The following is a 22234-nucleotide window of genomic DNA, read 5'->3' on the forward strand; positions in this document are numbered from 1 at the left end:
AGGACGCAACCCATGACCCCGAGATTTGGCCTGTGCGGGACCGCGTTCTGGGCGGAGCAGGTGCATCTGCCCGGCCTGATGGCCAACCCCGGCCTGGAACTGGTCGGCATCTGGGGCCGGACGCCCGACCGCACCGCCGCGCTGGCGGACAGGGTCGGGGTTCGGGCATTCGCCAGCTTCGAACAGATGCTGGACCATGTCGATGCAGTGTCCTTTGCGGTGCCGCCCGCGGTGCAGGCGACGCTTGCCCCCGCCGCCATCGCGCGCGGCAGGCATGTGCTGATGGAAAAACCGCTTGGCGATTCCATCGACAGTGCCGTGACGATCCTGCGCGCCCTGGCGGAACACCGCGTCGCCGGTATCTGTTTTCTGACGCGGATGTTCGTGGACGAGATGTCGGAATTCGTGGTCCGCGCCCGCGCGCTGGCGCCGACATGGGGCGAGGCCGGTTTCCGGTCGGACGCGCTGATCCAGGGGCCCTATGCCGGGTCGGAGTGGCGCCAGCAGGAACATGGCGCGCTGTGGGATGCGGCCCCGCACGGGTGGTCGGTTCTGGTTTCGGTGCTGGGACCGGTGGCCGAGATCGCGGCAAGCAGCGCGCCCGATGGCACCTATGCCTTTTCCTGCCGCCATCAGGGTGGCGGCACCTCGACCCTGGACCTGAACCTGCGCGACCACGGGGTCAGGCTGGCGGAACGCTACCGGTTCGGCAACGGCGCGTCCGTCGAACTGCCGGGGCTGGCCTATGACCGCAAGGCGACGCTGGGCAGGGCCGCGTCGCTGCTGCTGCGGGAAATCGCCGGGGCGCGGGACGAGGCGCAGTCGCGGCTCGGGCTTGGGCTGCATCTGGTCTGCGTGGCGACGGCCGCGCAGCACAGCCTTGGGTCGGGCGGCGACTTCGTGCCCGTCGCGGCACCGGCGGTGTAGGGAAACGGCGGGCTGATAGCGCTTACAGGCGGGCGGAGGGCCGAGCCCCGGCGGGGTGCGGTGAGGTGGCCAGGTCAGGCTTTCGGAGGGGCGGTGGACTGGCGGATCACCAGTTGCGCGTCCAGCCGGATCGGCAGCGGAGCCTCGCCCCCGTCGAGCACGAAGATCACGTATTCCGCGATGGTCTTGCCCATCTCGACCGCAGGGACATGCACGGTGGTCAGCGGCGGGTCGATATGGGACGCCAGTTCGTTGTCGTCGAAGCCCGAGACGCTGATGTCACCGGGCACCGAAAGCCCCGCCGCGCGCGCCTCGATCACAGCGCCCGAGGCGAGGTAGTCGTTCGTGCAGATGACGGCGGTGGGGCGGGAGTCTTCGTCGATGATCGCCCGCATGCCGTCGCGGCCGCAACCGATGGTCCATTGCGGGACCACCTTGAAATGCTGCGGCCTGACGGCGATGCCTTCTTCGGCCAGGGTATCGCGGATGGCGTTGATGCGCATGCGGATACGGTCGTTATGGTCATAGTTGGCGGCGATCACGCCAAAGGACCGGTGCCCCAGACCCAGCAGATACTTCACCATCTTCGACATCTCGTCGTAATTGTCGATTCCGATGCAGTTGGTGTGGCCGAGCCCCCCGGTCGTATAGGCGATCACGTGGAAGATGCGCCGCTGTTCCAGCATCGCGAACAGCTCGGGCGGATGATCCTCACCCATCAGGACAAGGCATTCGACGCCGTTCTGGATCATCTTCGAGACCTGAACGACGGTGCGGTCCCGGGCGGCATCCGGCCTTCCCAGAAGCAGGGTATAGCCCGCCTGCCCCAGCGATTGCTGCAAGGATTCCAGCATGGTGGCGATGGTCTGGTGCCCCAGCGTCGGGATCAGGGCGCCCACCGTCCGGGTGCGCAGGCTGGCCAGAGCCTGCGCCGCGCCATGGGGAATCCAGCCCAGTTCGGCAATCGCCTTTTCGACCCTTGCCCGGGTCTTTTCCGTCACCGCGCCGGGCGTGTTGATGACCCGCGATGCCGTGGCGGTCGAAACCCGGGCCAGCCGGGCGACATCCTCAAGCTTGACCGCCGACTGGACGGAACGACGGGAGCGCGATCGCTTCGGTCCAGGTGCGTCCACGGTGTCCTTGTTCAAGCACGGTCTCCACAAATCACGCGGGGCAAAGCCTAACGAATTTCGAACGATGCGGAAAGCAGGGGGCCGACGGGCGCGTCATCCGGCGGCCGGACGCGCGGCATTCAGGATCTTCACCGCGGCCGCCGCCGCGCCGAAGCCGTTGTCGATGTTCACCACCACCACCCCCGGCGCACAGGACGCCAGGGCCGAGGACAGCGCCGCGCGCCCGCCCTCGGCCACGCCATAGCCCACCGAGGTCGGCACCGCGATGACCGGAGCCCGGACCAGACCGGCAAGCACGCTGAACAGTGCGCCCTCCATCCCGGCAACCGCGATTGCCACCGGGCAGGACCGTATCGCGTCAAGCCGTTCGGTCAGCCGCCAGAGGCCCGCCACCCCGACATCGGCGACAAGCAGGGCGCCCTCGCCCAGGAAGGCCAGTGACCGCACCGCCTCGCGCGCCACCCGGAGGTCGGAGGTTCCGGCCGCCACCACCGCAACCGAGGGACGGGAGGCAACGGCCGGGGGTGTGCCGATCTCGGCCGTGTGCGATTCCGGATCGAACCGGAGGTGTGTGCCGAAGCGATGCAGCGCCCCGGCCTTCGCGGGATCAAGGCGGGTGATCAGCATGCGCCCGTCGGCGTCAAGAACCGTCTCGACAATCCGGGCGATCTGCTCTGCGGTCTTCCCTGAGGCCAGAACCACCTCGGGAACCCCGGTCCGGTCCTCGCGCCCGAAGTCGAGCCGGTGATCACTCATGCCGCGTCTCCTTCTGCATCCCCGGCGCCGCGCGGGTGACCCGGCCACCGGCGGTTGACGCGGAAATCCGGTTCATCTGCAATGGACATGGTCAGGAGTTTATCATATCGTCACCAGCGTTGTAAGCGCTTACGTCAAGTGGCGCCACCGGGAACCAGACATGGACGATCGAAAGACAGGCATGCGCAAGGGGCTGGCCGGGTATGGCGATGCCGGCTTTTCGCTGTTCCTGCGCAAGGCCTTCATCAAGGCCATGGGGTATTCGGACGACGCGCTTGACCGCCCGATCATCGGCATCACCAACACGTTCTCCGGCTACAACGCATGTCACCGCAATGTGCCCGACATGATCGAGGCGCTCAAGCGCGGGGTGATGCTGGCGGGCGGCCTGCCGATCGAGTTTCCGGTGATCTCGATGCATGAGGCGTTTTCCCATCCGACCAGCATGTATCTGCGCAACCTGATGGCGATGGACGTCGAGGAAATGGTGCGCGCGCAGCCGATGGATGCCGTGGTGCTGATCGGCGGCTGCGACAAGACGGTTCCCGCCCTTCTGATGGGTGCGGCCAGTGCGGACGTGCCCGCGATCCTGACCGTGACGGGCCCGATGATCACCGGCAGCCACAAGGGCGAGCGCCTTGGCGCCTGCACCGATTGCCGCCGCCTGTGGGGGCAGCACCGTGCGGGCACCATCGAGGCGGCCGAGATCGAGGAGATCAGCGCCAAGCTCGCGCCCGGCCCCGGCACCTGCATGGTCATGGGCACCGCCAGCACCATGGCGCTGGTGGCCGAGGCGATGGGCATGATGCTGCCGGGGGGGGCCGCCATTCCCGCCGTCCATGCCGACCGGATGCGCCATGCCGAGGCGACCGGGGCCCGCGCGGTGGCGATGGCGGCCGAGGGGTTGCGCCCCACGCAGATCATGACGCGCGCCTCGATGCGCAACGCGCTGCGAGTGTTGCAGGCGGTGGGCGGATCGACCAACGGCGTCGTGCATCTGGCGGCCATTGCGGGACGGCTGGGGTTCGACCTCGACCTTGAGGAACTCGACAGGCTGGGGGCCGAGACGCCCGTGCTGGTGGATCTCAAGCCCTCGGGTCAGCACTACATGGAGGATCTGTTCCGCGCCGGTGGTCTGGTCACCGTGCTGCGCGAGATCGGCGACCTGATCGACCGGCAGTGCCTGACCGTGACTGGCCGCACCCTGGGCGAGGACATCGACGCACAGCCACCGTCGTGGCCGCAGGATGCGGTGCGCCCGATGTCGGACCCGATCCATTCGGGCGGGGGCATCCGCCTGTTGCGCGGCAACCTTGCCCCCAACGGAGCGATCATCAAGCAGGCTGCGGCCACGCCGTCGCTGCTGCGCCACACCGGGCGCGCGGTGGTGTTCACGTCGCTGGCCGACATGGCCGCGCGGCTGGACGACCCGGCGCTCGACGTGACGGCCGATGACATCCTCGTGCTGCAGAACGCCGGCCCGAAAGGTGCGCCCGGAATGCCCGAGGCGGGCTATATTCCCATTCCGAAGAAACTCGCGGTGGCCGGGGTCAGGGACATGGTGCGCATTTCCGACGCCAGGATGAGCGGCACCGCGTTTGGCGCCATCGTCCTGCATGTCTCGCCCGAGGCGGCAACAGGCGGCCCGCTGGGGCTGGTGCGCGATGGCGACATGATCGCGCTGGACGTCGGGGCGGGATCGATCTCGCTGCTGGTCGATGACGCCGAACTGCTGGCCCGCCGGGCGGCGTGGTCGCCGCCCGCGCATGTGAACGTGGCGCGCGGCTATGCCAAGCTCTACTTCGACGAGGTGTTGCAGGCCGAGGACGGCTGCGATTTCAACTTCCTGCGCGCCAGGCCGCGGGAATCCGGCATGCGAGGAGAGTGAGGTGGCTTCGCCAGTATTTCCCGCGCTGCGCTTTCCGCTTCTCGACTCCGTCGTGCTTCCGAGGGTTGCGCGCGTCAGGCTTCAGCACAAGAAGGGCAATCCTGTCGCCGATGTCGCGAAGGCCGCCAGCGCCGCGGTGCGATCCTCGGAACGCATGGCCAGGCTTGCCCCGGGCAGCAGCGTCGCGGTTGCGCTGGGCAGTCGCGGGATCTCGCACATTGCGACGGTGGCCCGGGCCACGATCGACACGGTCAAGACCATGGGCCACGATCCCTTTGTGGTTCCTGCGATGGGCAGCCACGGCGGCGGCACCGCCGAGGGGCAGGTGGCGGTTCTGGCCAGCCTCGGGCTGACCGAGGCGGCACTTGGCGTCGAGATCCGCGCCACCATGGACGTGGTGGACTACGGGGTGACCGACGAGGGCGCGCGGTGCAAGTTCGACCGCCACGCGGCCGCCGCCGATGCCGTGATCGTCATCAACCGCGTCAAGTCGCACACCACGTTCGACCGTCCGATCGAAAGCGGGCTGGTCAAGATGATGGCGGTCGGTCTTGGCAAGGCAGAGGGCGCGCGGTCGGTCCATCGCACCGGCCCGCGGGCGATGAATGTCACCCTGCCCGCGCTGGCGCGGATCGCGATCGAGAAGTCGCCTGTCGCCCTTGGCATCGCGCTGGTCGAGAACGCGGAAAAGGAACTCGTGGCGGTCGAGGGGGTGGACCCCGAACAGTTCTTCGCATCGGACGAAAGGCTGCTGAAGCTGGCAAAGACCTTTGTCGCGCGGCTGCCCTTCGACCATATCGACGCGCTGGCCGTGGAGCGGATCGGCAAGGAAATCTCGGGCGCGGGCATGGATCACGCCGTGACAGGGCGTGCCGACCTGCGGTCGATCCCCAACCCGCCGCCCTTCGTGTCGCGGATCGCGGTGCTTGGGCTGTCGAAGGCCACCGGAGGCAACGGGCTGGGCATCGGACTGGCCGACTTCACAACTGTCGCGGTGGCCTCGGCCATCGACCTGAGGCAGATCTACATGAACTCGCTGACCTCGACCATGGTCGAGAAATCGCGGTTTCCGATCGTGCTGGCCAACGATCTTGACGTGATGCGCGCACTCGTCTCGACGTCCTGGTCAGCCGATGATGCGTCCACGGGGCTGTGCATCATCGCATCGACGCTGCATCTGGGCGAGGTGCTTCTGTCGGCGCCATTGCTGGAAGAGGTCCGCAAGAGCGCACTCTATGTCTCCGAAGGGCCGCTGCAGGACCTGCGCTTTGACGCCGATGGAACGCTTCTGAGCCGTGTCTACGAACGCGACGAAACCGCCTGAGCATTGAAGCCATGATGGAAAGCAACGGAAGCTACCGGGGTGGTTCCGGCGCATTGCGTGTCGGCATCGTCGGTTGCGGGTGGGTGGCGGGCAGCCAGATGGAGCGGGGCTTTGCCCGGTTGCCCGAACGCCTGGCGGTCGTCGCCTGCTGCGACGCCGATCCCGCCCGTGCCCGGGACTTTGCCGCGCGCCACCGCATTGCGACCGTCAGCACCGATCTTGCGGCCATGCTGGCCGAGGACCTGGACGTGATCAGCATCTGCACGCCACCCTCGCTGCATCATGCGATGGTGATGGCGGGTCTCGCGGCAGGAAAGCACGTGATCTGCGAGAAGCCCTTCACCAGTTCGCTGCGCCTGATGGACGAGATCATCGGGGCGGAAGCGGCATCCGGCCGGCGTGTCATGCCGATCTTCCAGTACCGCTTTGCCGACGGGATCGCGAAGGTGCGGCACCTTCTGCGGTCGGGCCTTGGGGGCCGGGCCTATCTTTCCTCGGTCGAAACCGCCTGGCTGCGCGGGGCCGACTATTACGCCGTGCCGTGGCGTGGCCGGTTCGCCACGGAACTGGGTGGCGTGCTGCTGACGCAGGCGATCCACATCCATGACCTGTTCCTGTGGCTGATGGGTCCGGCGGCCGAGGTGAAGGGGTTCAAGGCCACCCGCGTCAACCGCATCGAGGTCGAGGATTGCGCGGTGGCAAGCCTTCGGATGGCCGACGGGTCGCTGGCATCGCTTGCTGCAACGCTGGGGTCCGCCCGGCCGGTCACCCGCATCCGGCTTTGCCTCGAGAACTTCGTGGTCGAGCGCCAGTGCTTCGATGCCGAGGCCCCGAAACCCGGGGCCGATCCCTGGACGGTAGCTGCGCGCACGCCCGACCTGCAGGCCGAGGCGGACCGCATCATGGCCGAGGCGCCCATCGGCCCGGCCGACTTTGCAGGGCAGTTCGGTGATTTCTGCGATGCGCTTGCCTCGGGCCGACCCTTTGCCGTCAGCCTTGAGGATGCGCGGCGTTCGCTGGAACTGATCACCGCCTTGTTCCATGCGGCCGAGACGGGCGAAACGGTATCGCTGCCGATCCGGTCGGATCATGTCGGATATGATGGCTGGGCCCCCGACCATGCATGACGCGGCACATTCCGGCACCGAACCCGCGCAGGATGTCATCATCGTGGGCGGCGGCACCGCCGGATGCGTGCTGGCCAACCGGCTGAGCGCGAACCCCCGTATCCGCGTTCTGGTGATCGAGGCCGGGCAGGACACGCCCCCGGGCCGCGTGCCGCCACCGATCCTCGACAGTTTTGCGGGGCTTGCCTACCTGAATGCGCGGTTCCTGTGGAACGACCTGAAGGCCAGCACGGAGGTCATCCCGGCCAATCGGCCGGACCATCGCCCCCCGCTGCGGACATACGAACAGGCACGGGTGCTTGGCGGAGGGTCGTCGATCAACGGGCAGCTTGCCAACCGGGGCGCCCCGCATGACTATGACGAATGGCACGCCCGCGGCGCCACCGGCTGGACCTGGGAAAACGTCCTGCCCTATTTCCGGAAACTGGAACGGGACGTCGATTTTGACGGCCCCCTGCATGGTCAGGACGGGCCCATCGCCATATCGCGGATCGGCGAGGATCTGTGGCCCGAACACGCCCTTGCCATGGCACGTGCTTTCGGGCGGGCGGGGTTCGCCCATGTGCCCGACCAGAACGGCGAATTCGTCGATGGCTTCTATCCGGTGGCGATCTCGAACCTCTATGACCGCCGGGTATCCACGGCCATCGGCTATCTGGGATACCGGGTGAGGGCGCGGCCGAACCTGACCATCCTGACCGGCACGCAGGTGACACGCCTGCTGTTCGACGGGCGGCGCTGCATGGGCGTGGCGGCCGTCGGCGCGGATGGCGCCGAGCGCGTCCACAAGGGGGCCGAGGTCATCCTGTCCTGCGGGGCGCTGCAGTCGCCCGCGCATCTGTTGCGCGCAGGGATCGGCCCGGCGCAGGACCTGCGGGATCTTGGCATCGTGGTGCTGGCCGACAGGCCGGGGGTGGGTCGGCGGCTGATGGATCACCCGTCCGTGGCGGTGGCCAGCTTCATCAAGCCGAAGGCGCGCATCAACGGGCGCACGCGGCGGCACCTGATGCTGGGGTTGCGGTTTTCCTCGGGCCTGCCCGGCACGCCGCGGGGCGACATGGCAGCCTCGATCGCGTCGAAGTCGGCCTGGCACGACGTGGGCAGCCAGCTGGCCACGGTCAACATCTGGGTGAACAAGACCTATTCGGAGGCGGGCACCGTGCGGCTGCGCGATGCCGACTGGCGCAGCCAGCCGGTGATCGACTTTCAGCTGTTGTCCGACCGGCGCGATCTGGACCGGATGATGGCGGCCTATCGGCGGCTGGCGGCGATTGTCCTTGGCCCCGGGATGCAGGACGTGGTCAGCGACACCTTTCCGGCCAGCTATAGCGACAAGGTCCGGCAGGTGGGCGCGCTGAGCCTGCGCAACAAGGTGCTGACCGGGCTGCTGGCGCGGATGCTTGACGGCCCCGCCGCGCTGCGCCACCTGCTGTTCCGCCACCTGATCGTCGAAGGCGATCCCATCGAGGTGCTGATGCAGGACGATGGCGCACTGGAGGCGTTCATCCGCCGGGCTGCCGTGGGGGTCTGGCATGCGTCATGTTCCTGCCGGATGGGAGCCGAGGATGACCCCCTGGCGGTGACCGCCCCCGATGGCCGCGTCCACGGGGTCGAGGGGTTGAGGGTCGTCGATGCCTCGGTCTTTCCGACCATTCCCAGCGGCAACACCAACCTGCCCACCATCATGGTGGCGGAACGGATTTCCGACCTGATCCTTGCCGAACGGCAGGCATAGACCCGGCTTGAGAGGAGCGGACATGCAGCATTCCACCGGACCGGGGCACCTGAAACTGCCCGCGCGCCCCCGCGAATACGCGGCGCTGATCGACGGCCGCCTGATCCCCGCGCGGGACCGCGAGGTGATCGGCCGCGAAAATCCCGCCCACCTGACCCCTGTCAGCCTGTACCCCAAGGCCACCGCGCAGGACCTGCGCGATGCGCTGTCCGCCGCGCGGCGGTCGTTCGATGCGGGCGTCTGGGCCGGGATCGCCTCTGCCGACCGCGCGCGCATCCTGCTGCGCGTGGCGGGGCTGATCGACAGGCACCGGGTGGAACTGCGCGAGATCGAATGCCTGGAGGTCGGCAAGCCCATCGGCCTGGTGGACCGCGAGATCAATGGCACCATCGCGCATTGGGAATATGCGGCAACCATGGCGCGCCACAGCTATGGCGATGCCTATGACAGCTTCGGCAACGACGCGCTCGGGTTCGTGATGCGCTATCCGGCGGGTGTGGTCAGCATGATCACGCCCTGGAACTATCCCCTGATGATCAACAGCCAGAAACTGCCCTTCGCGCTTGCCGTCGGCTGCTCGGCGGTGGTCAAGCCGAGCGAGCTGACCTCGGGTTCTGCCCTGCGGTTGGGGGAACTGCTGCTGGAGGCGGGAATCCCCGCAGGCGTGGTCAACATCATCGCAGGCACCGGGGCGGATCTGGGCGAGGGGCTGGTGACCGCGCCCGAGGTGGACATGGTATCCTTTACCGGGTCGACCGCCGTGGGGCGCCTGATCGCGGCGCGGGCGGGCGAGCGGCTGAAGAAGGTGTCGCTGGAACTGGGGGGCAAGAGCGCGCAGATCGTCTGTGCCGATGCGGATCTGGACCTTGCGGCAGAGAAGGTGGCGCTGGGGGCCACGCGCAACGCAGGGCAGGCCTGCGTGGGCGGCACGCGACTGGTGGTGGAACGCGGCATCGCAGAGGCGTTCTGCGCGGCGGTGCAGACGCATGTGGAACGCCTGCGCGTGGGCGACCCGCTTGACCCCGACACGACCATGGGGCCCTTGGTCAGCGCACAGCAGAAGTCCCGCGTGACGGGCTATGTCGCGCAGGGGCAGGCGGATGGGGCGGCGTGCTGGTCGATGGAGGCCGCCCCGGCCCTGCCCGGCCATTTCGTCGCCCCCGCCATCTTTACCGGCGTGCGCCCGGACATGAGCATCGCGCAGGACGAGATCTTTGGCCCCGTTCTGTCGGTGATGACGTTCGACGACGTTTCCGAGGCCATCGGGATCGCGAACGGCACGCGCTATGGTCTGGCCGCAGGCGTCTGGACCACCGACATCCACAAGGCGCTGCAGATCGCCCGGCGGCTGGACGCGGGCAGCATCGAGGTGAACACCTATCTGGCGGGCGTGCCGGAACTGCCGATCGTCGGCCATCGCGACAGTGGCCTGGGCAGCGAAAGGGGGCGCAACGCCATTGACGAGTTCACCGAACTCAAGACCATTCAGGTTCAGCTGAAGCCGGTCTGACGCGGGGGGGATTTGCCGATGGGGCCGGGCACAATGATCATCCACCTGGATGCGGTGGGGGGCGTGGCGGGCGACATGTTCGTGGCCGCCCTGCTGGACGCATTTCCCGACCTGACCGCGCAGGTCATGGCCGATGTGGCGGCGGTGCTGCCACAGGGCACGGGGACCGCCCGGCTGACGCCCGGATTTTCGGCCGGGATGCGGTGCCTGCGGTTCGGGCTGGAGCCGGGTGCGGCGGGCCAGCACCATCACCACGACGAACACCACCACCACGGCGCACGGTACAGCGACCTGTGCGCCCTGATCGCGGGGGCGCCGCTGTCGCCCGGCACCGCCGATCACGCGCTGGCGATCCTGACGATCCTGGCCCGGGCCGAGGCGCATATCCATGGCGTCGCCGTGGATGACGTGCATTTCCATGAGGTTGGCGACTGGGATTCGCTGATGGATGTGGTGGCGGCGGGCAGCATCGCCGCCGCCCTGTCGCCCGTGCGCTGGACGGTGTCTGACCTGCCGCGCGGGGGCGGCCTGGTGCGCGCAGCACATGGAATGCTGCCTGTGCCCGCCCCCGCCACGCTGGCCATCCTGCCGGGATTCGCGTGGCGCGATGACGGGACGACGGGGGAACGGGTCACCCCCACGGGGGCCGCCATCCTGCGCCACCTGTGCCAGCCGGGCGGACCCGGTGCCCTCGGTGCGCTGGTCGCCAGTGGCACGGGGGCAGGGACGCGCGATCTGGCAGACCTGCCGAACGTCCTGCGCGTGTCGGTGTTTGCCCCGGCCCCGGATACCGCGCGCGACATGGTCGAGATCGTCACCTTCGATATCGACGACATGACAGGCGAGGAGATCGGCCATGCCACCCACCACCTGCGCGCGGGCGCGGGCGTGATTGACCTGACCTCGCAGACCCTGCAGGGGAAGAAGGGGCGCCCGTTCACCCGTTTCGAGATCCTTGCGACCCCCGGATCGCGCGAGGGCCTGGCCACGCTGATATTTTCGGAGACCTCCACCCTTGGCCTGCGCGTCCGATCCGAGGCGCGGCTGACCCTGGCCCGCGAACAGGCAACCGCCGCTGGTCTGCGCGTCAAGCACGCCACCCGCCCGGGCGGCACCCGCACCACGAAGGCCGAGGCGGATGATCTGGCCCCCATGCCCGGTCTTGCAAACAGGCGCGCCACCGCGCGTGCCGCCGAAACTGCGGACGACAAGGATGAATGACGCCCTGCTCCGGCTGCAATCTGTGCTGACCGGCCACGGGCGGCTGGCGATTGCGGTGTCGGGCGGGGTGGACAGCATGACGCTGGCGCATGTGGCGCACACATGCATCGATGCCGTGATGGTCCATGCCGTTTCTCCGGCGGTGCCCGCCGAGGCCACGGGCCGGGTTCGTGACCATGCGGCCCGCGCGGGCTGGCGGCTGACGCTGGCGGATGCGGGCGAATTCGCCGACCCCCGCTATCTGACCAACCCGGTCAACCGCTGCTATTTCTGCAAGTCGAACCTGTATGACCGCATCGGGGGTCTGACCGACCGGCGCATCGCCTCGGGCGCCAATCTGGATGATCTGGGCGATTATCGCCCCGGTCTGATGGCCGCGCAGGAACGCCGCGTGGTGCATCCGCTGATCGAGGCGGGGATCGACAAGGCCACCCTGCGGGCCATCGCCGCGCGACTGGGCCTGGCCGACCTGTCTGACCTGCCCGCGCAACCCTGTCTTGCCAGCCGGGTGGAAACCGGCATTGCCATCACCCCCGCCGACATGGGCTTTGTCGAAGGGGTAGAGGCGGCGTTGCGCCGCATCGCCCCGCATCTGGCCACCCTGCGCTGCCGCATCCTGCACGCGGGTGTGGTGATCGAGGTGGACGACGTGACGGACCCCGCCCTGCCCCGCCTGCGCGACCATGCGGCAGGGGCCTGTGCGACGACAGGCCGCGTCTTTGCCGGGATCAGACCCTATCGCCGGGGCGCGGCCTTTGTTCAGCCGGGGGGTATCAGCGCCCCTTGAACACCGGCGGGCGCTTTTCGGTGAAGGCGGTCATGCCTTCCTGCCGGTCCTCGGTCATGCTGTTGCGCCAGATCGCGTCACGTTCGAAGGCGATTCCATTCTCCAGCGTGGCGCCCACGGCGGTGCGGATGCAGGCCTTGGTGTTGCGCACGGCCACGGGCGCGCGTTCCGCGATGACCCCGGCGATTTCCACGGCACGCGAAACGGTCTGTGCCACCGGGCAGATTTCCACCACCAGCCCCAACTGATAGGCCCGCTCCACCCCGATGGGGATACCGGTGAACAGCATCCAGGAGGCGACATTGCCGCCGATCTTGCGTGGCAGGCGCTGGGTGCCGCCATCACCTGCCATGCCGCCGATCTTGACCTCGGGCTGGCCGAATTCGGCGTTCTCGCCCGCGATTATGAAATCGCAGACCATCGCCAGTTCGTTGCCCGCGCCGAAGGCGATGCCGTTCACCGCGGCGATCAGCGGTTTCGGGAACGCCTCGATCGCGCGCCAGGCGGCCACGCGACGGGGGTTGTTCGAGGTGGCGGGCGGCCCGAAGGTCACCATCTCCCTGATGTCGGCCCCGGCGGCAAAGCATGCCTCGGTGCCGGTCAGCACGACGCAGCGGATGCTGTCGTCTGCCTCAAGCTCCTGCATCAGGCGGCCCAGTTCGATCACCATCGAACTGTGCAGCGCGTTCTTCTTTTCGGGCCGGTTGAACCGGATCAGCGCCACATGCGGCGCGGGGTGTTCCAGGATGACCTTGTCGGCGTGATGTTCTTTCGGGTGCATGGCGTCAGAACCTTGGTTGCGGCGCAAGGGGTGGATCAGCCCTGCGGGCGATAGCGGGGCTGATCCAGCCCGTGACGGTCGAACAGGGCGTCGATCCTTGCGCGGTCATGGTCGGAAATCCGTGTCTGTGGCGCGCGCGTCACGTCGGTGGGGATGATCCCCTGCTTCATCAGCAGGTATTTCATGCGCGGCCGGTAATCGCGCAGCGGGTTCGACCAGCAGACCCGCGCGATCGGTGCAAGCACGTTCCAGATCGCATAGGCCTCGGTCGCCTTGCCGGCCGATGCAAGCCTTTGCATCTTCACGATCTCCGCGGTGAAGGCCCCCGCCAGACCGATCAGCGCGCCCTGGCATCCCATCAAGAGCGCCTCGAGCACGAAGGTGTCGTTTCCGGTCAGCACGGCGATGCGGCCTTCGGTTTCGCCCGCTTCCTCGACGATCTCCCAGGTGCGGTCGATGTCGAAGGCCGCGTCCTTGATTGCGACCACACGGCCAAGAGCAGCAAGCGCGCGGATCGTGCCCACCGGGTAGCTGGCGTTGGCCGTCTGGAAGGCGATGATCGGCACATCCACGGCCTGCATCACCGCCGCGTGGTAGTCGGCCACAATCTGCGCGGGCAGCGGTCTGGACAGGAAGGTGGGCAGCGGCGGAAAGACCACCAGCGCCTCGGCCCCCGCATCGACCAGGCGGCGGGCATGATCGACCGCCCCCGCCGTATGGCCCGCGATCAGCCCCGACACCAGAGGCACCGACCCGGCCAGAACCGTCTTCGTGCGGCGGAGCGCCTCGAGCTGTTCGGAATGGTCCAGCGCCGTCGCCTCGGCCGCAGCCATGTTCATCGCCAGCGCGCTGATTCCCGACCCGGCCATCTGGCCGACGTAGCGTTCCATCGTGCGCCAGTCGACGGCCGCGCTTTCGGTGAAGGGCATGATCGGCGCCGGAATGATCCCGGACTGGAAAGGGTTGGTCATGAGCTCCCCGCAGGTCGTGGCCAGGCTGGCATTCTGTCTGGTCCTGCCATAACCGGCGCGAGAAGAAAAGAAAAATGTAAGCCTTTACATCCTGAGATGCGGCAGATCGCTGACCGCACCGGATCGGACGAACCAGTCCGGCCCATGTCGCCATCGGATTGAGACCTTGATTTAAATGCGTTCGCCACGGGAATGCGCGCGGCACGGCTCGGCTGCGTGCCTCACAACGACCGCGTGTCCCTACTTGTTCGTGATAGCGCTTTCAAATACCCTGTCCTGCATCAATGCGGGGTCTGGAGGATGGCAGTGCGGGTGATCAGCAGGCAGGACGCGGCAGGACTTGTGCCGGACGGGGCGACGCTTGCGGTATCGGGAGGCGGCTACCGCGTTGTGCCGGAGTCGCTGATCGCGGCGGTGGCCGAACGCTTTGCCCGCCATGGGACACCGCGCGCCCTGACCGTGGTGACGATCGCGATGATCGAGCGCAGCCGTGGCGGAAAGGGCGGAGCGGCAAGCGGCCTTAACCTGCTGGCACGCGAAGGGCTGATGGCCCGGGTCATCACCTCCAGCTTCAGCCGTGCTTCATCGAACGCGCTGAACGTCATCATCAACACGAACGGGGCCGCCGCCTACAACCTGCCGATGGGCAGCCTGATCCAGTTGCTGCGCGCCACCGCCGCCGGACGGCGTGGATTTGCCACGCCCGTGGGGATCGGAACCTTCGTCGATCCCCGGCGGGGCGGCGGCAAGGTGAACGCCGCCGCGACGCAGGACATCTGCCGGATCACCACGCTGGAAGGCGAGGAAATGATCTACTACCCCCGCCTTCCCATCGACGTGGCCCTGATCAAGGCCAGCGCGGCAGACGAACGCGGCAATCTCTACTATGATCGCGAAGCCTTCGATCATGGCACGATCGAGCTTGCCATGGCCGCATTCCAGTCGGGCGGCAAGGTGATTGCCGAGGTCAACAGGATCACCCCGGTCGGCCAGATCCACCCGCGCATGGGCCGGATTCCCGGTCGGCTTGTGGATGCGGTCGTTGTTCAGCCTGATGCCTGGGAGGACGAGCAGGACCCGATCCTGACCGGTGCCGCCAGGCATGACCTGCCACCGCCATCAGGCCGCAACCTGCCGCGCGATGTCATCGCGCGCCTCGCCGTCAACCGTTTGCCGCAAGGCGCCATGGTCAACCTTGGCGCGGGCCTGCCCATGTACGAGGTACCCGAACTGGCCCGTGCGATGGGGCGCGACGATCTGTATTTCACCGTCGAACAGGGCCCGGTCGGCGGCTGGCCGCAGGTCGGCGGCGTGTCGCGCAACCCCGAGATCATCCTCGACCAGAACGAGGTGTTCCAGTTCTACGAGGGCGGTGGCCCTGACGTGTCGATCCTGTCGTTTGGCGAGGTCGACGCGACGGGCAACATCAACGTCAGCCGGTTCTCGGGCATGCTGCCGGGCTGTGGCGGGTTCATCAACATCGTGCATGGCGTGCGCGACCTGATGTTCTGCGGCACGCTGACGACTGGCGGGCTGGAGGAAACGCACGGCCCCTCGGGGCTGCGCATCATCCGCGAAGGCGGCATCCGGCGCTTCGTGCAGAATGTCGAACAGATCACCTTCAACGCGCGGCTGGGCATCGCCAACGGCAAGCGTGCCACCATCGTCACCGACCGGGGCATCTTTGCGGTCACACCCGGCGGCCTTGTGCTGACCGAGATCGTGCCTGGCGTCGATCTGCAGCGCGACGTGATTGACCAGATTGCCTTTCCGATCGGTGTCGCACCGGACCTGGCCACGGTTTCGACCGACCTGATGGTGGCCGCCACCCCGGCTGGGCAGATGCAGCCGGAATGATCCCCGGGCACCGAACGACCGGCGCCGCCGTGCCCCCCAACGCAGAGGCCACCATGACGAAAACGCCCGTTCTGCACGTTCCGCTGATCACCCCCCTGACCCTTGAGGGCACCCTCGACATGGGTGCGCTGGTCAGTCTGGCGCAGGAGGTCCTCTTGCAGGGGGCGGCGGGGGTGGTGCTGTTCGGCACATTGGGCGAGGCGCAGTCCTTCTCGGTCGCCGAACGGAAGGCAGGGCTGGAGGCTTTGCTGGCCGGCGGCATCGCCCCCGACCGGATCATGCTGGGCACCGGCGCAGCCGCCCTGCCCGACGTGGTGGCCCTGTCGCGCCATGCCCTGGCTTCGGGCTGCGTGCGGCAGCTTCTGTTGCCGCCGTTCTTCTTCAAGGGCGTGTCGGACGAAGGGCTTTACCGGTTCATTGCCGCCGCCATCGACGGCGCGGATGACGCGCGGTTGCGGTTGATGCTGTATGACATTCCGGGGCTGGTGTCGGTGGCCATCGCGCAGGATGTGATCAGACGCCTGGTCGCGCAGTACGGCCCCGTCATCAGGGGGCTGAAGGACAGCGTGCCCGCGTGGGACCATGTCGAGGCCAGCCTGTCAGCCTTTCCGGATCTGGACATCTTCGTGGGCAACGAGATCTACCTGCCCCGCGCCATCGCCGCGGGCGGAGCGGGCGCGATTTCAGGCCTTGGCAACATTGCGCCGCGCCAGATGGCGGCGGTGGTGGCGGCAGGGGCCAGCGAAACCCCGCTGTTTCATGCGATGTGCCATCTTTACGCCTGCATCGGGCGGCACCCCGTGGTGCCCACCGTCAAGGCGCTGACGGCGCGGGCACGCGGGGATGCGCGAATGGCCGCCGTGCGCCCGCCGTTGACGCCCGTCGATCTGGCCACGGCGCCCGATCTGGCCATGGCAGCGGATGCCTTCGTGGCGGCAGGCGGCTGACACCCGAACGGCGGCAGGCCGCTGGCCTTGGGGCCGTCCACGTTGCAGGATCGGCAAAAGGCGGCCCGCGCGGGACCGAGAATCTGGGGGAGGGAACGACCGATGCTTCGTGACATCGTGGTGGTGGCCAGCGGCGACCTGCGGGAAAGCGCCAATGTCAAATGCTGGCCCGCCCAGCAAGAGATGGAGGCCGGACTGGCCCGCGCGCTCGCCCGCTTTGGCGCAACCGTGCGTCGCGGGCACCCGGTAAAGCCCGATCTTGGCCATGGCTTCATCGCCACGCAGGCCGAAGGGATCGCTGCGTTCCGCGACATCGACCCCGGCGCCCCCCTGATCGTGGCCGAGGCGGTCTGGCAGTATTCGCAGAACATCCTGGGCGGGCTGATCGGCCATCGCGGCCCGATCCTGACGGTGGCGAACTGGTCGGGCACCTGGCCGGGGCTGGTGGGGCTCTTGAACCTGAACGGATCGTTGACCAAGGCCGGGGTGCGCTATTCCACCCTGTGGAGCGCGGATTTCACCGATGACTGGTTCCTGACCCGCCTGAAGGAATGGCTGGATACCGGGACCGTCACCCATGATGCGCGCCATGTCGCACCGTTCGACCCCGCGCGCGTTCCCGCCGACCTGGCGGCAACTGCGAAGGGCATCGCCGCAGACCTGCGCCGCAACCGGTCGATCATGGGCATCTTCGACGAAGGCTGCATGGGCATGTACAACGCCATCATTCCCGATGAGCTTCTGTTCCCGCTCGGCGTGTTCAAGGAGCGGCTGTCGCAGTCGTCGCTCTATCACGCCACGACCGAGGTTCCCATGACCGAGGCGCGGGCGGCGTACGACTGGCTGTTGGCGCGGGGCATGACCTTTCATCTGGGCACCGACGAGGCAACGGAACTGACGCTGCCGCAGGTGCTGGACCAGTGCCGGATGTATGTGGCGGCCGTGCGCATGGCGGAACAGTTCGGCTGCGAAACCATCGGCATCCAGTACCAGCAGGGGCTGAAGGACCTGCTGCCCGCCTCGGACCTGGTGGAGGGGCTGCTGAACAACGACGACCGCCCGCCCGTTGCCGGATCGGACGGCCGCCCGATCCGCGACGGTCAGGCGATCCCGCATTTCAACGAAGTGGACGAATGCGCAGGGCTCGACGCACTGTTCACCAACCGCATCCACCGCGCCATGGGGCAGCCCGTGGAAACGACGCTTCACGACCTGCGCTGGGGGGACGAGGACCCGACGGGCACGGTGGCCGAGTATGTATGGGTTCTGGAAATCTCGGGCGCCGCCCCGCCCGCGCATCATGCGGGGGGCTACAAGGGATCGGATTCGTTGCGCCAGCCCGCGATGTTCTTTCGCAAGGGCGGCGGCACCCTGCGCGGCGTGGCCCGCCCGGGTGAGACCGTCTGGTCGCGCATCTTCGTGATGGAGGGGCGGCTGCACATGGACCTTGGCCGCGGCAGCGCGGTTTCCTTGCCGCAGGCCGAAACGAATCGCCGCTGGTCGCTGACCAATGCGGAATGGCCGCTGATGCACGGGGTTCTGCATGGCGTGACGCGCGACCAGATGATGGCGCGGCACAAGGCGAACCACATCCAGGTCGTCTATGCCACCGATGCCGCCGCCGCCGATGCCGCGATGCTGTCCAAGGCGATGCTGGCGCATGATCTGGGACTGACCGTATCGCTGTGCGGTACGCGCGCCGACGGGACACCGCTGCAATGACCGCGCCCCTGTTCATCGGGGTAGACGTGGGCACGGGTAGCGTGCGGGCCGGCGTGTTCGATGCGGCGGGCACCCTGCTGGGCCACACCGCCCATCCCATCCGCATCTGGAGGGACGCGGGCGGCATTGTCGAGCAATCGTCGGCCGACATCTGGGCCGCCGTCCGTGCATCGGTCGCGGGCGCGGTGGCGGCAGCGGGGACGGAGCCCGAGCAGGTAGCCGGGATCGGATTTGACGCCACCTGTTCGATGGTGGTGGTGGACCGGGAGGGATTGCCGATGGCCGTCGGCCCGTCCGAGGATCCGGACCGCAACGTCATTGTCTGGATGGACCACCGCGCGACATCCGAAGCGGCCGAGATCAACGCGGGCGGCCACGATGTGCTGCGCTATGTGGGCGGCACCATCTCGCCCGAGATGCAGACGCCGAAACTCCTCTGGCTGGCCCGGCACCGACCGCAGACCTTCGCGCAGGCGGGGCTGTTTCTGGACCTGCCCGATTACCTGACATGGCGGGCGACGGGCGATGCCGCGCGGTCAGCCTGCACGGTGGTCTGCAAGTGGACCTATCTTGGCCACGAGAACCGCTGGGATGACGCCTATTTCCGCGCCATCGGGCTGGGCACCCTGGCGGATGAGGGGTTCGCCCGCATTGGCGAGCGGGTGGCCGACATCGGCAGCGCGCGGGGGTCCGGCCTGACCGAAGCCGCCGCACGGGACCTTGGGCTGCGGCCCGGCACGGCCGTCGGGGCCGCCCTGATCGACGCGCACAGCGGCGGTGTGGGGTCCATCGGGGCGGGCGGGGCCGATCCTTCGCGTGAGATGGCATTGATCGCGGGCACCTCGGCCTGCACGATGACGGTAACGCGCGAGGCCAGTTTCGTACCCGGGGTCTGGGGACCCTACAGCGGGGCCATGCTGCCCGGCTGGTGGCTGAATGAAGGCGGGCAATCCGCGTATGGCGCGGCGCTGGATCACGTGCTGGCGATGCACCCAGCGAGCGCCCCGGCGTCGCAGGCTGCCGCGGAACGGTCCCTGCCCGAGTACCTGGAGGCTTTGGCGGTGGCACGCGCCGGATCGGTTGAAGCGGCGGCGCAGATCGCGCCGGGCCTGCATGTCCTGCCCGAATTTCTGGGCAACAGGTCGCCAGAGGCCGATCCCCATGCCACCGCCGTCATCGCGGGCCTGCGGCTGGAGACCGGCATCGAGAGCCTTGTGGACCTGTTCGTGGCGACGCTGCGGGGTCTGTGTCAGGGCACGGTCGATATTGTCGAACGGCTGCGCGGCCACGGGCAGGCCATCGACACCATCGTTCTGTCCGGCGGGGCCGCGCGCAGTGCCCTGCTGCGCCGCATCCTGTCGGACGCGACGCGCTGCCGTGTCGCTCTGTCCGCCTCACCCGAACCCGTGCTGCTGGGGGCCGCGATGCTGGGGGCGGTGGCCTCGGGGCATCGGACAAGCCTTGAGGACGCAGCGTCGGCGATGGTCAGCCGCGGCGCCGAAATCGCGCCCGACCCGCTGACCATGGACTTCCACAGCCGACAGCGGCGCGCGCATGGCCTGCTCAAGGGACTGGAACGGCACTTGCGCGCCGAAGCAGGCTAGGGTCGCACCGTTTCGGGCCGATAGCCCAGCTGCAGGGAAATGGTCTGCGCATGATGGCGCACCAGATCGGCATAGGCCGCGATGCGGTCGGGCGTGAAGCGTCGCGCCTGCCCGCTGACGCTGATCGCGGCAAAGACGCTGCCGGTGGCGTTGCGGATGGGCGCAGCGACACATTTCGTGTTGGGTGCCAGTTCTTCGTTGTCGATTGCGTAGCCGCGTTCGCGGATGCGGGTCAGGTCGTCACGCAGTCCTGCCGGATCGGTGATGGTGTTCGGCGCAAGGCGCGGCAGACCCCGCGCAATGAAGCGCTCGATCGCCGCAGGGGGCTGGTGCGCCAGAGCCACCTTGCCGGATGCGGTCGCATGGGCGGGTGAGGATTCCAGCACGAACAGCGTGTTCACGCGGGTGCCGTCAGGGTCGGTCCGGTTGATGACGGTCGAGCTTTTGCCGTCGAACACCGACAGATGCACGGTCTCGCCGCTGGCGCGCGTCAGCGCCTCGACGGACGCATTCGCCTCGCGGTGCAGGTCCATGTTGGCAAGAACCGTGGTGCCCAGTTCGAACAGCTTCATCCCCAGCCGGTACTGGTCGCGGTCGCGTTCCTGATCGACGAGTCCCAGATCGCGCATGGTTCGCATGATCCGATGCACCGTGCCGCGTGGTATGCCGGTGCGCATCGCGATCTCGGCGGCGGAAAGCTTGCGCTCCACGGTCGAAAAGCAGTCAAGGATCGCCATCATCTTGACCAGACTCTTCAGGTTGTCCGCACTCATCGCTGCACCGTCTGGACCCGCACGACGACAAAGAGTCACTTCCATTGCGGACTTGCAAGGCCGGAGCCGCGCATGCCCCCGAAAATCGCGCCGATATGCATTGCCGATGTCCAAAATGGGGATTCCTATATTGTCATTTCGATCCAGTTGACCACTATGCGAACATATGACAGGTATTGATCGACATCGGGACAGCACTGTTCCTGCCCGAAAACACCTGCAGGAGATGACATGGCCAGGCTTTTGACCAAGGAAGACGTCGTTGGAATATTCCCGCCGGTCGTCTCGCCCTTCACCAAGGACGAAGAGCTTGACCTGCCCGCGCTGCGCCGGGAAATCGAGTTCAACATCGCGCATGGGGTGACCGGCGTCTGCGTCGGAGGGTCGACGGGCGAGGGACACGCACTGGACGCACAAGACCTTGGCCATCTGGTCAAGACAGCGCAGGACACGGCGGCGGGCCGCGTGCCGGTGATGGCGGGGATCATCACCACCTCGACCCGCGAGGCGGTGAAGAAGGCCAAGGTGGCGCGCGACGCGGGCGCACAGGCGGTGATGGTGACGCCGCCGATCTACCAGATCTGCTCGGACGACGGGATCTATGACTTCTACGCCACGATCCACAAGGAATCGGGGCTGCCCACGATGGTCTACAATGTGCTGACCTTCGCCCCCGTGACCGTGCCCCTGATGCAGCGCATGGCTGCGAACCAGCAGGAAACCGGCCTGATCGCCACCAAGGAATCCATCGGCGGCAGCCTGGAAACGCTGACCGCCCTCCTGGACACGATCGGCGAAAAGATCTCGGTGACGTGGGCGCACGACTGGCTGCTCTATCCCGGCCTTGCCATCGGGGCGACGGGGTCGGTGTCCGGCGCGGCGGCCCTGCTGCCTGCGCATTGCATCGCGCTGTGGAACGCGGTGCAGTCGGGCGACGTGGCCCATGCGCAGCAGTTGCACTTTGCCATCACCGACGTGTGCAGCCAGATCAGCCGGTACAACTGGCCCGCGGGCGTCAAGGCCTGCATCAACATGCAGGGCCGCAACGTGGGCCCCTGCCGCGCGCCCTTCAACCGCGTGCCGGATGAACAGCTTGACCGCATCGCCGCCGCGCTGAAACGCGCCAATGCGATGGACCTGTCGAAAGCAGCCTGATCGGACTGGCGGAGGG

General features: G+C 67.8%; 18 protein-coding genes. 13 read left to right on the plus strand and 5 right to left on the minus strand.

Annotated features, from left to right (window positions below; genetic code table 11):
- Positions 1 to 12: 12 nt before the first annotated feature.
- Positions 13 to 927, plus strand: a complete 915-nt coding sequence (locus tag KF887_00835; protein QYK41723.1) for a Gfo/Idh/MocA family oxidoreductase — start codon at positions 13 to 15, stop codon at positions 925 to 927.
- Positions 928 to 1001: 74 nt separating this feature from the next.
- Here the strand turns inward: KF887_00835 and KF887_00840 are convergent, their stop codons facing one another.
- Complete coding sequence (locus tag KF887_00840) at positions 1002 to 2060, minus strand: LacI family DNA-binding transcriptional regulator (protein QYK41724.1); 1059 nt, start codon at positions 2058 to 2060, stop codon at positions 1002 to 1004.
- Positions 2061 to 2153: 93 nt separating this feature from the next.
- On the minus strand, positions 2154 to 2816 hold the full coding sequence (gene larB, locus KF887_00845) for a nickel pincer cofactor biosynthesis protein LarB (protein QYK41725.1): 663 nt from the start codon (positions 2814 to 2816) through the stop codon (positions 2154 to 2156).
- 181 nt (positions 2817 to 2997) lie between these two features.
- On the opposite strand from larB, the gene KF887_00850 reads away from it, so the two are divergent.
- Genes KF887_00850 through KF887_00880 form a run of 7 tightly spaced genes read left to right on the plus strand, consistent with a single transcriptional unit; the run spans position 2998 to position 12408 of the window.
- A complete protein-coding gene (locus KF887_00850) occupies positions 2998 to 4704 on the plus strand; it encodes a dihydroxy-acid dehydratase (GenBank protein QYK43378.1) in 1707 nt (568 codons plus the stop codon).
- 1 nt (position 4705) lies between these two features.
- The gene (locus KF887_00855; protein QYK41726.1) at positions 4706 to 6028 is read left to right on the plus strand and encodes a DUF362 domain-containing protein; all 1323 of its coding nucleotides are present in this window, start codon (positions 4706 to 4708) and stop codon (positions 6026 to 6028) included.
- A 14-nt stretch (positions 6029 to 6042) separates the two neighbouring features.
- Entirely contained in the window at positions 6043 to 7155 is a 1113-nt protein-coding gene (locus KF887_00860) for a Gfo/Idh/MocA family oxidoreductase (protein QYK41727.1), read from the plus strand.
- Entirely contained in the window at positions 7148 to 8890 is a 1743-nt protein-coding gene (locus KF887_00865) for a GMC family oxidoreductase N-terminal domain-containing protein (protein QYK43379.1), read from the plus strand. Before KF887_00860 ends, KF887_00865 begins: the two co-directional genes overlap by 8 nt.
- 22 nt (positions 8891 to 8912) lie before the next feature.
- A complete protein-coding gene (locus tag KF887_00870; GenBank protein QYK41728.1) occupies positions 8913 to 10400 on the plus strand; it encodes an aldehyde dehydrogenase family protein in 1488 nt (495 codons plus the stop codon).
- 18 nt (positions 10401 to 10418) lie between these two features.
- Positions 10419 to 11621, plus strand: a complete 1203-nt coding sequence (locus KF887_00875; GenBank protein ID QYK41729.1) for a LarC family nickel insertion protein — start codon at positions 10419 to 10421, stop codon at positions 11619 to 11621.
- Entirely contained in the window at positions 11614 to 12408 is a 795-nt protein-coding gene (locus KF887_00880; protein QYK41730.1) for an adenine nucleotide alpha hydrolase, read from the plus strand. Before KF887_00875 ends, KF887_00880 begins: the two co-directional genes overlap by 8 nt.
- Here the strand turns inward: KF887_00880 and KF887_00885 are convergent.
- Positions 12395 to 13189, minus strand: coding sequence for an enoyl-CoA hydratase/isomerase family protein (locus tag KF887_00885; protein QYK41731.1), 795 nt, complete (start codon positions 13187 to 13189; stop codon positions 12395 to 12397). The genes KF887_00880 and KF887_00885 overlap by 14 nt on opposite strands.
- Positions 13190 to 13224: 35 nt before the next feature.
- Positions 13225 to 14160: a dihydrodipicolinate synthase family protein gene (locus tag KF887_00890; protein QYK41732.1), complete on the minus strand. Its 936-nt coding sequence runs from the start codon at positions 14158 to 14160 to the stop codon at positions 13225 to 13227.
- Positions 14161 to 14460: 300 nt separating this feature from the next.
- Here KF887_00890 and KF887_00895 point away from each other — a divergent pair, with 300 nt between their 5' ends.
- The 4 genes from KF887_00895 to KF887_00910 all read left to right on the plus strand — a co-directional run bounded on the left by KF887_00895 (position 14461) and on the right by KF887_00910 (position 20290).
- Positions 14461 to 16017: a malonate decarboxylase subunit alpha gene (locus KF887_00895; protein QYK41733.1), complete on the plus strand. Its 1557-nt coding sequence runs from the start codon at positions 14461 to 14463 to the stop codon at positions 16015 to 16017.
- Between the two features lie 53 nt (positions 16018 to 16070).
- Positions 16071 to 16964 (plus strand): dihydrodipicolinate synthase family protein, encoded by an 894-nt coding sequence (locus KF887_00900; GenBank protein QYK41734.1) that lies wholly within the window; start codon positions 16071 to 16073, stop codon positions 16962 to 16964.
- 102 nt (positions 16965 to 17066) lie between these two features.
- The gene (locus tag KF887_00905) at positions 17067 to 18686 is read left to right on the plus strand and encodes a fucose isomerase (GenBank protein QYK41735.1); all 1620 of its coding nucleotides are present in this window, start codon (positions 17067 to 17069) and stop codon (positions 18684 to 18686) included.
- Positions 18683 to 20290 (plus strand): FGGY-family carbohydrate kinase, encoded by a 1608-nt coding sequence (locus KF887_00910; GenBank protein QYK41736.1) that lies wholly within the window; start codon positions 18683 to 18685, stop codon positions 20288 to 20290. Before KF887_00905 ends, KF887_00910 begins: the two co-directional genes overlap by 4 nt.
- Here the strand turns inward: KF887_00910 and KF887_00915 are convergent.
- The gene (locus tag KF887_00915; GenBank protein QYK41737.1) at positions 20287 to 21030 is read right to left on the minus strand and encodes an IclR family transcriptional regulator; all 744 of its coding nucleotides are present in this window, start codon (positions 21028 to 21030) and stop codon (positions 20287 to 20289) included. The two genes, KF887_00910 and KF887_00915, sit on opposite strands and share 4 nt — an antisense overlap.
- 264 nt (positions 21031 to 21294) lie before the next feature.
- On the opposite strand from KF887_00915, the gene KF887_00920 reads away from it, so the two are divergent.
- The gene (locus tag KF887_00920; GenBank protein QYK41738.1) at positions 21295 to 22218 is read left to right on the plus strand and encodes a dihydrodipicolinate synthase family protein; all 924 of its coding nucleotides are present in this window, start codon (positions 21295 to 21297) and stop codon (positions 22216 to 22218) included.
- Positions 22219 to 22234 lie beyond the last annotated feature (16 nt).

The organism is Paracoccaceae bacterium (assembly GCA_019454225.1).
Lineage (GTDB): Bacteria > Pseudomonadota > Alphaproteobacteria > Rhodobacterales > Rhodobacteraceae.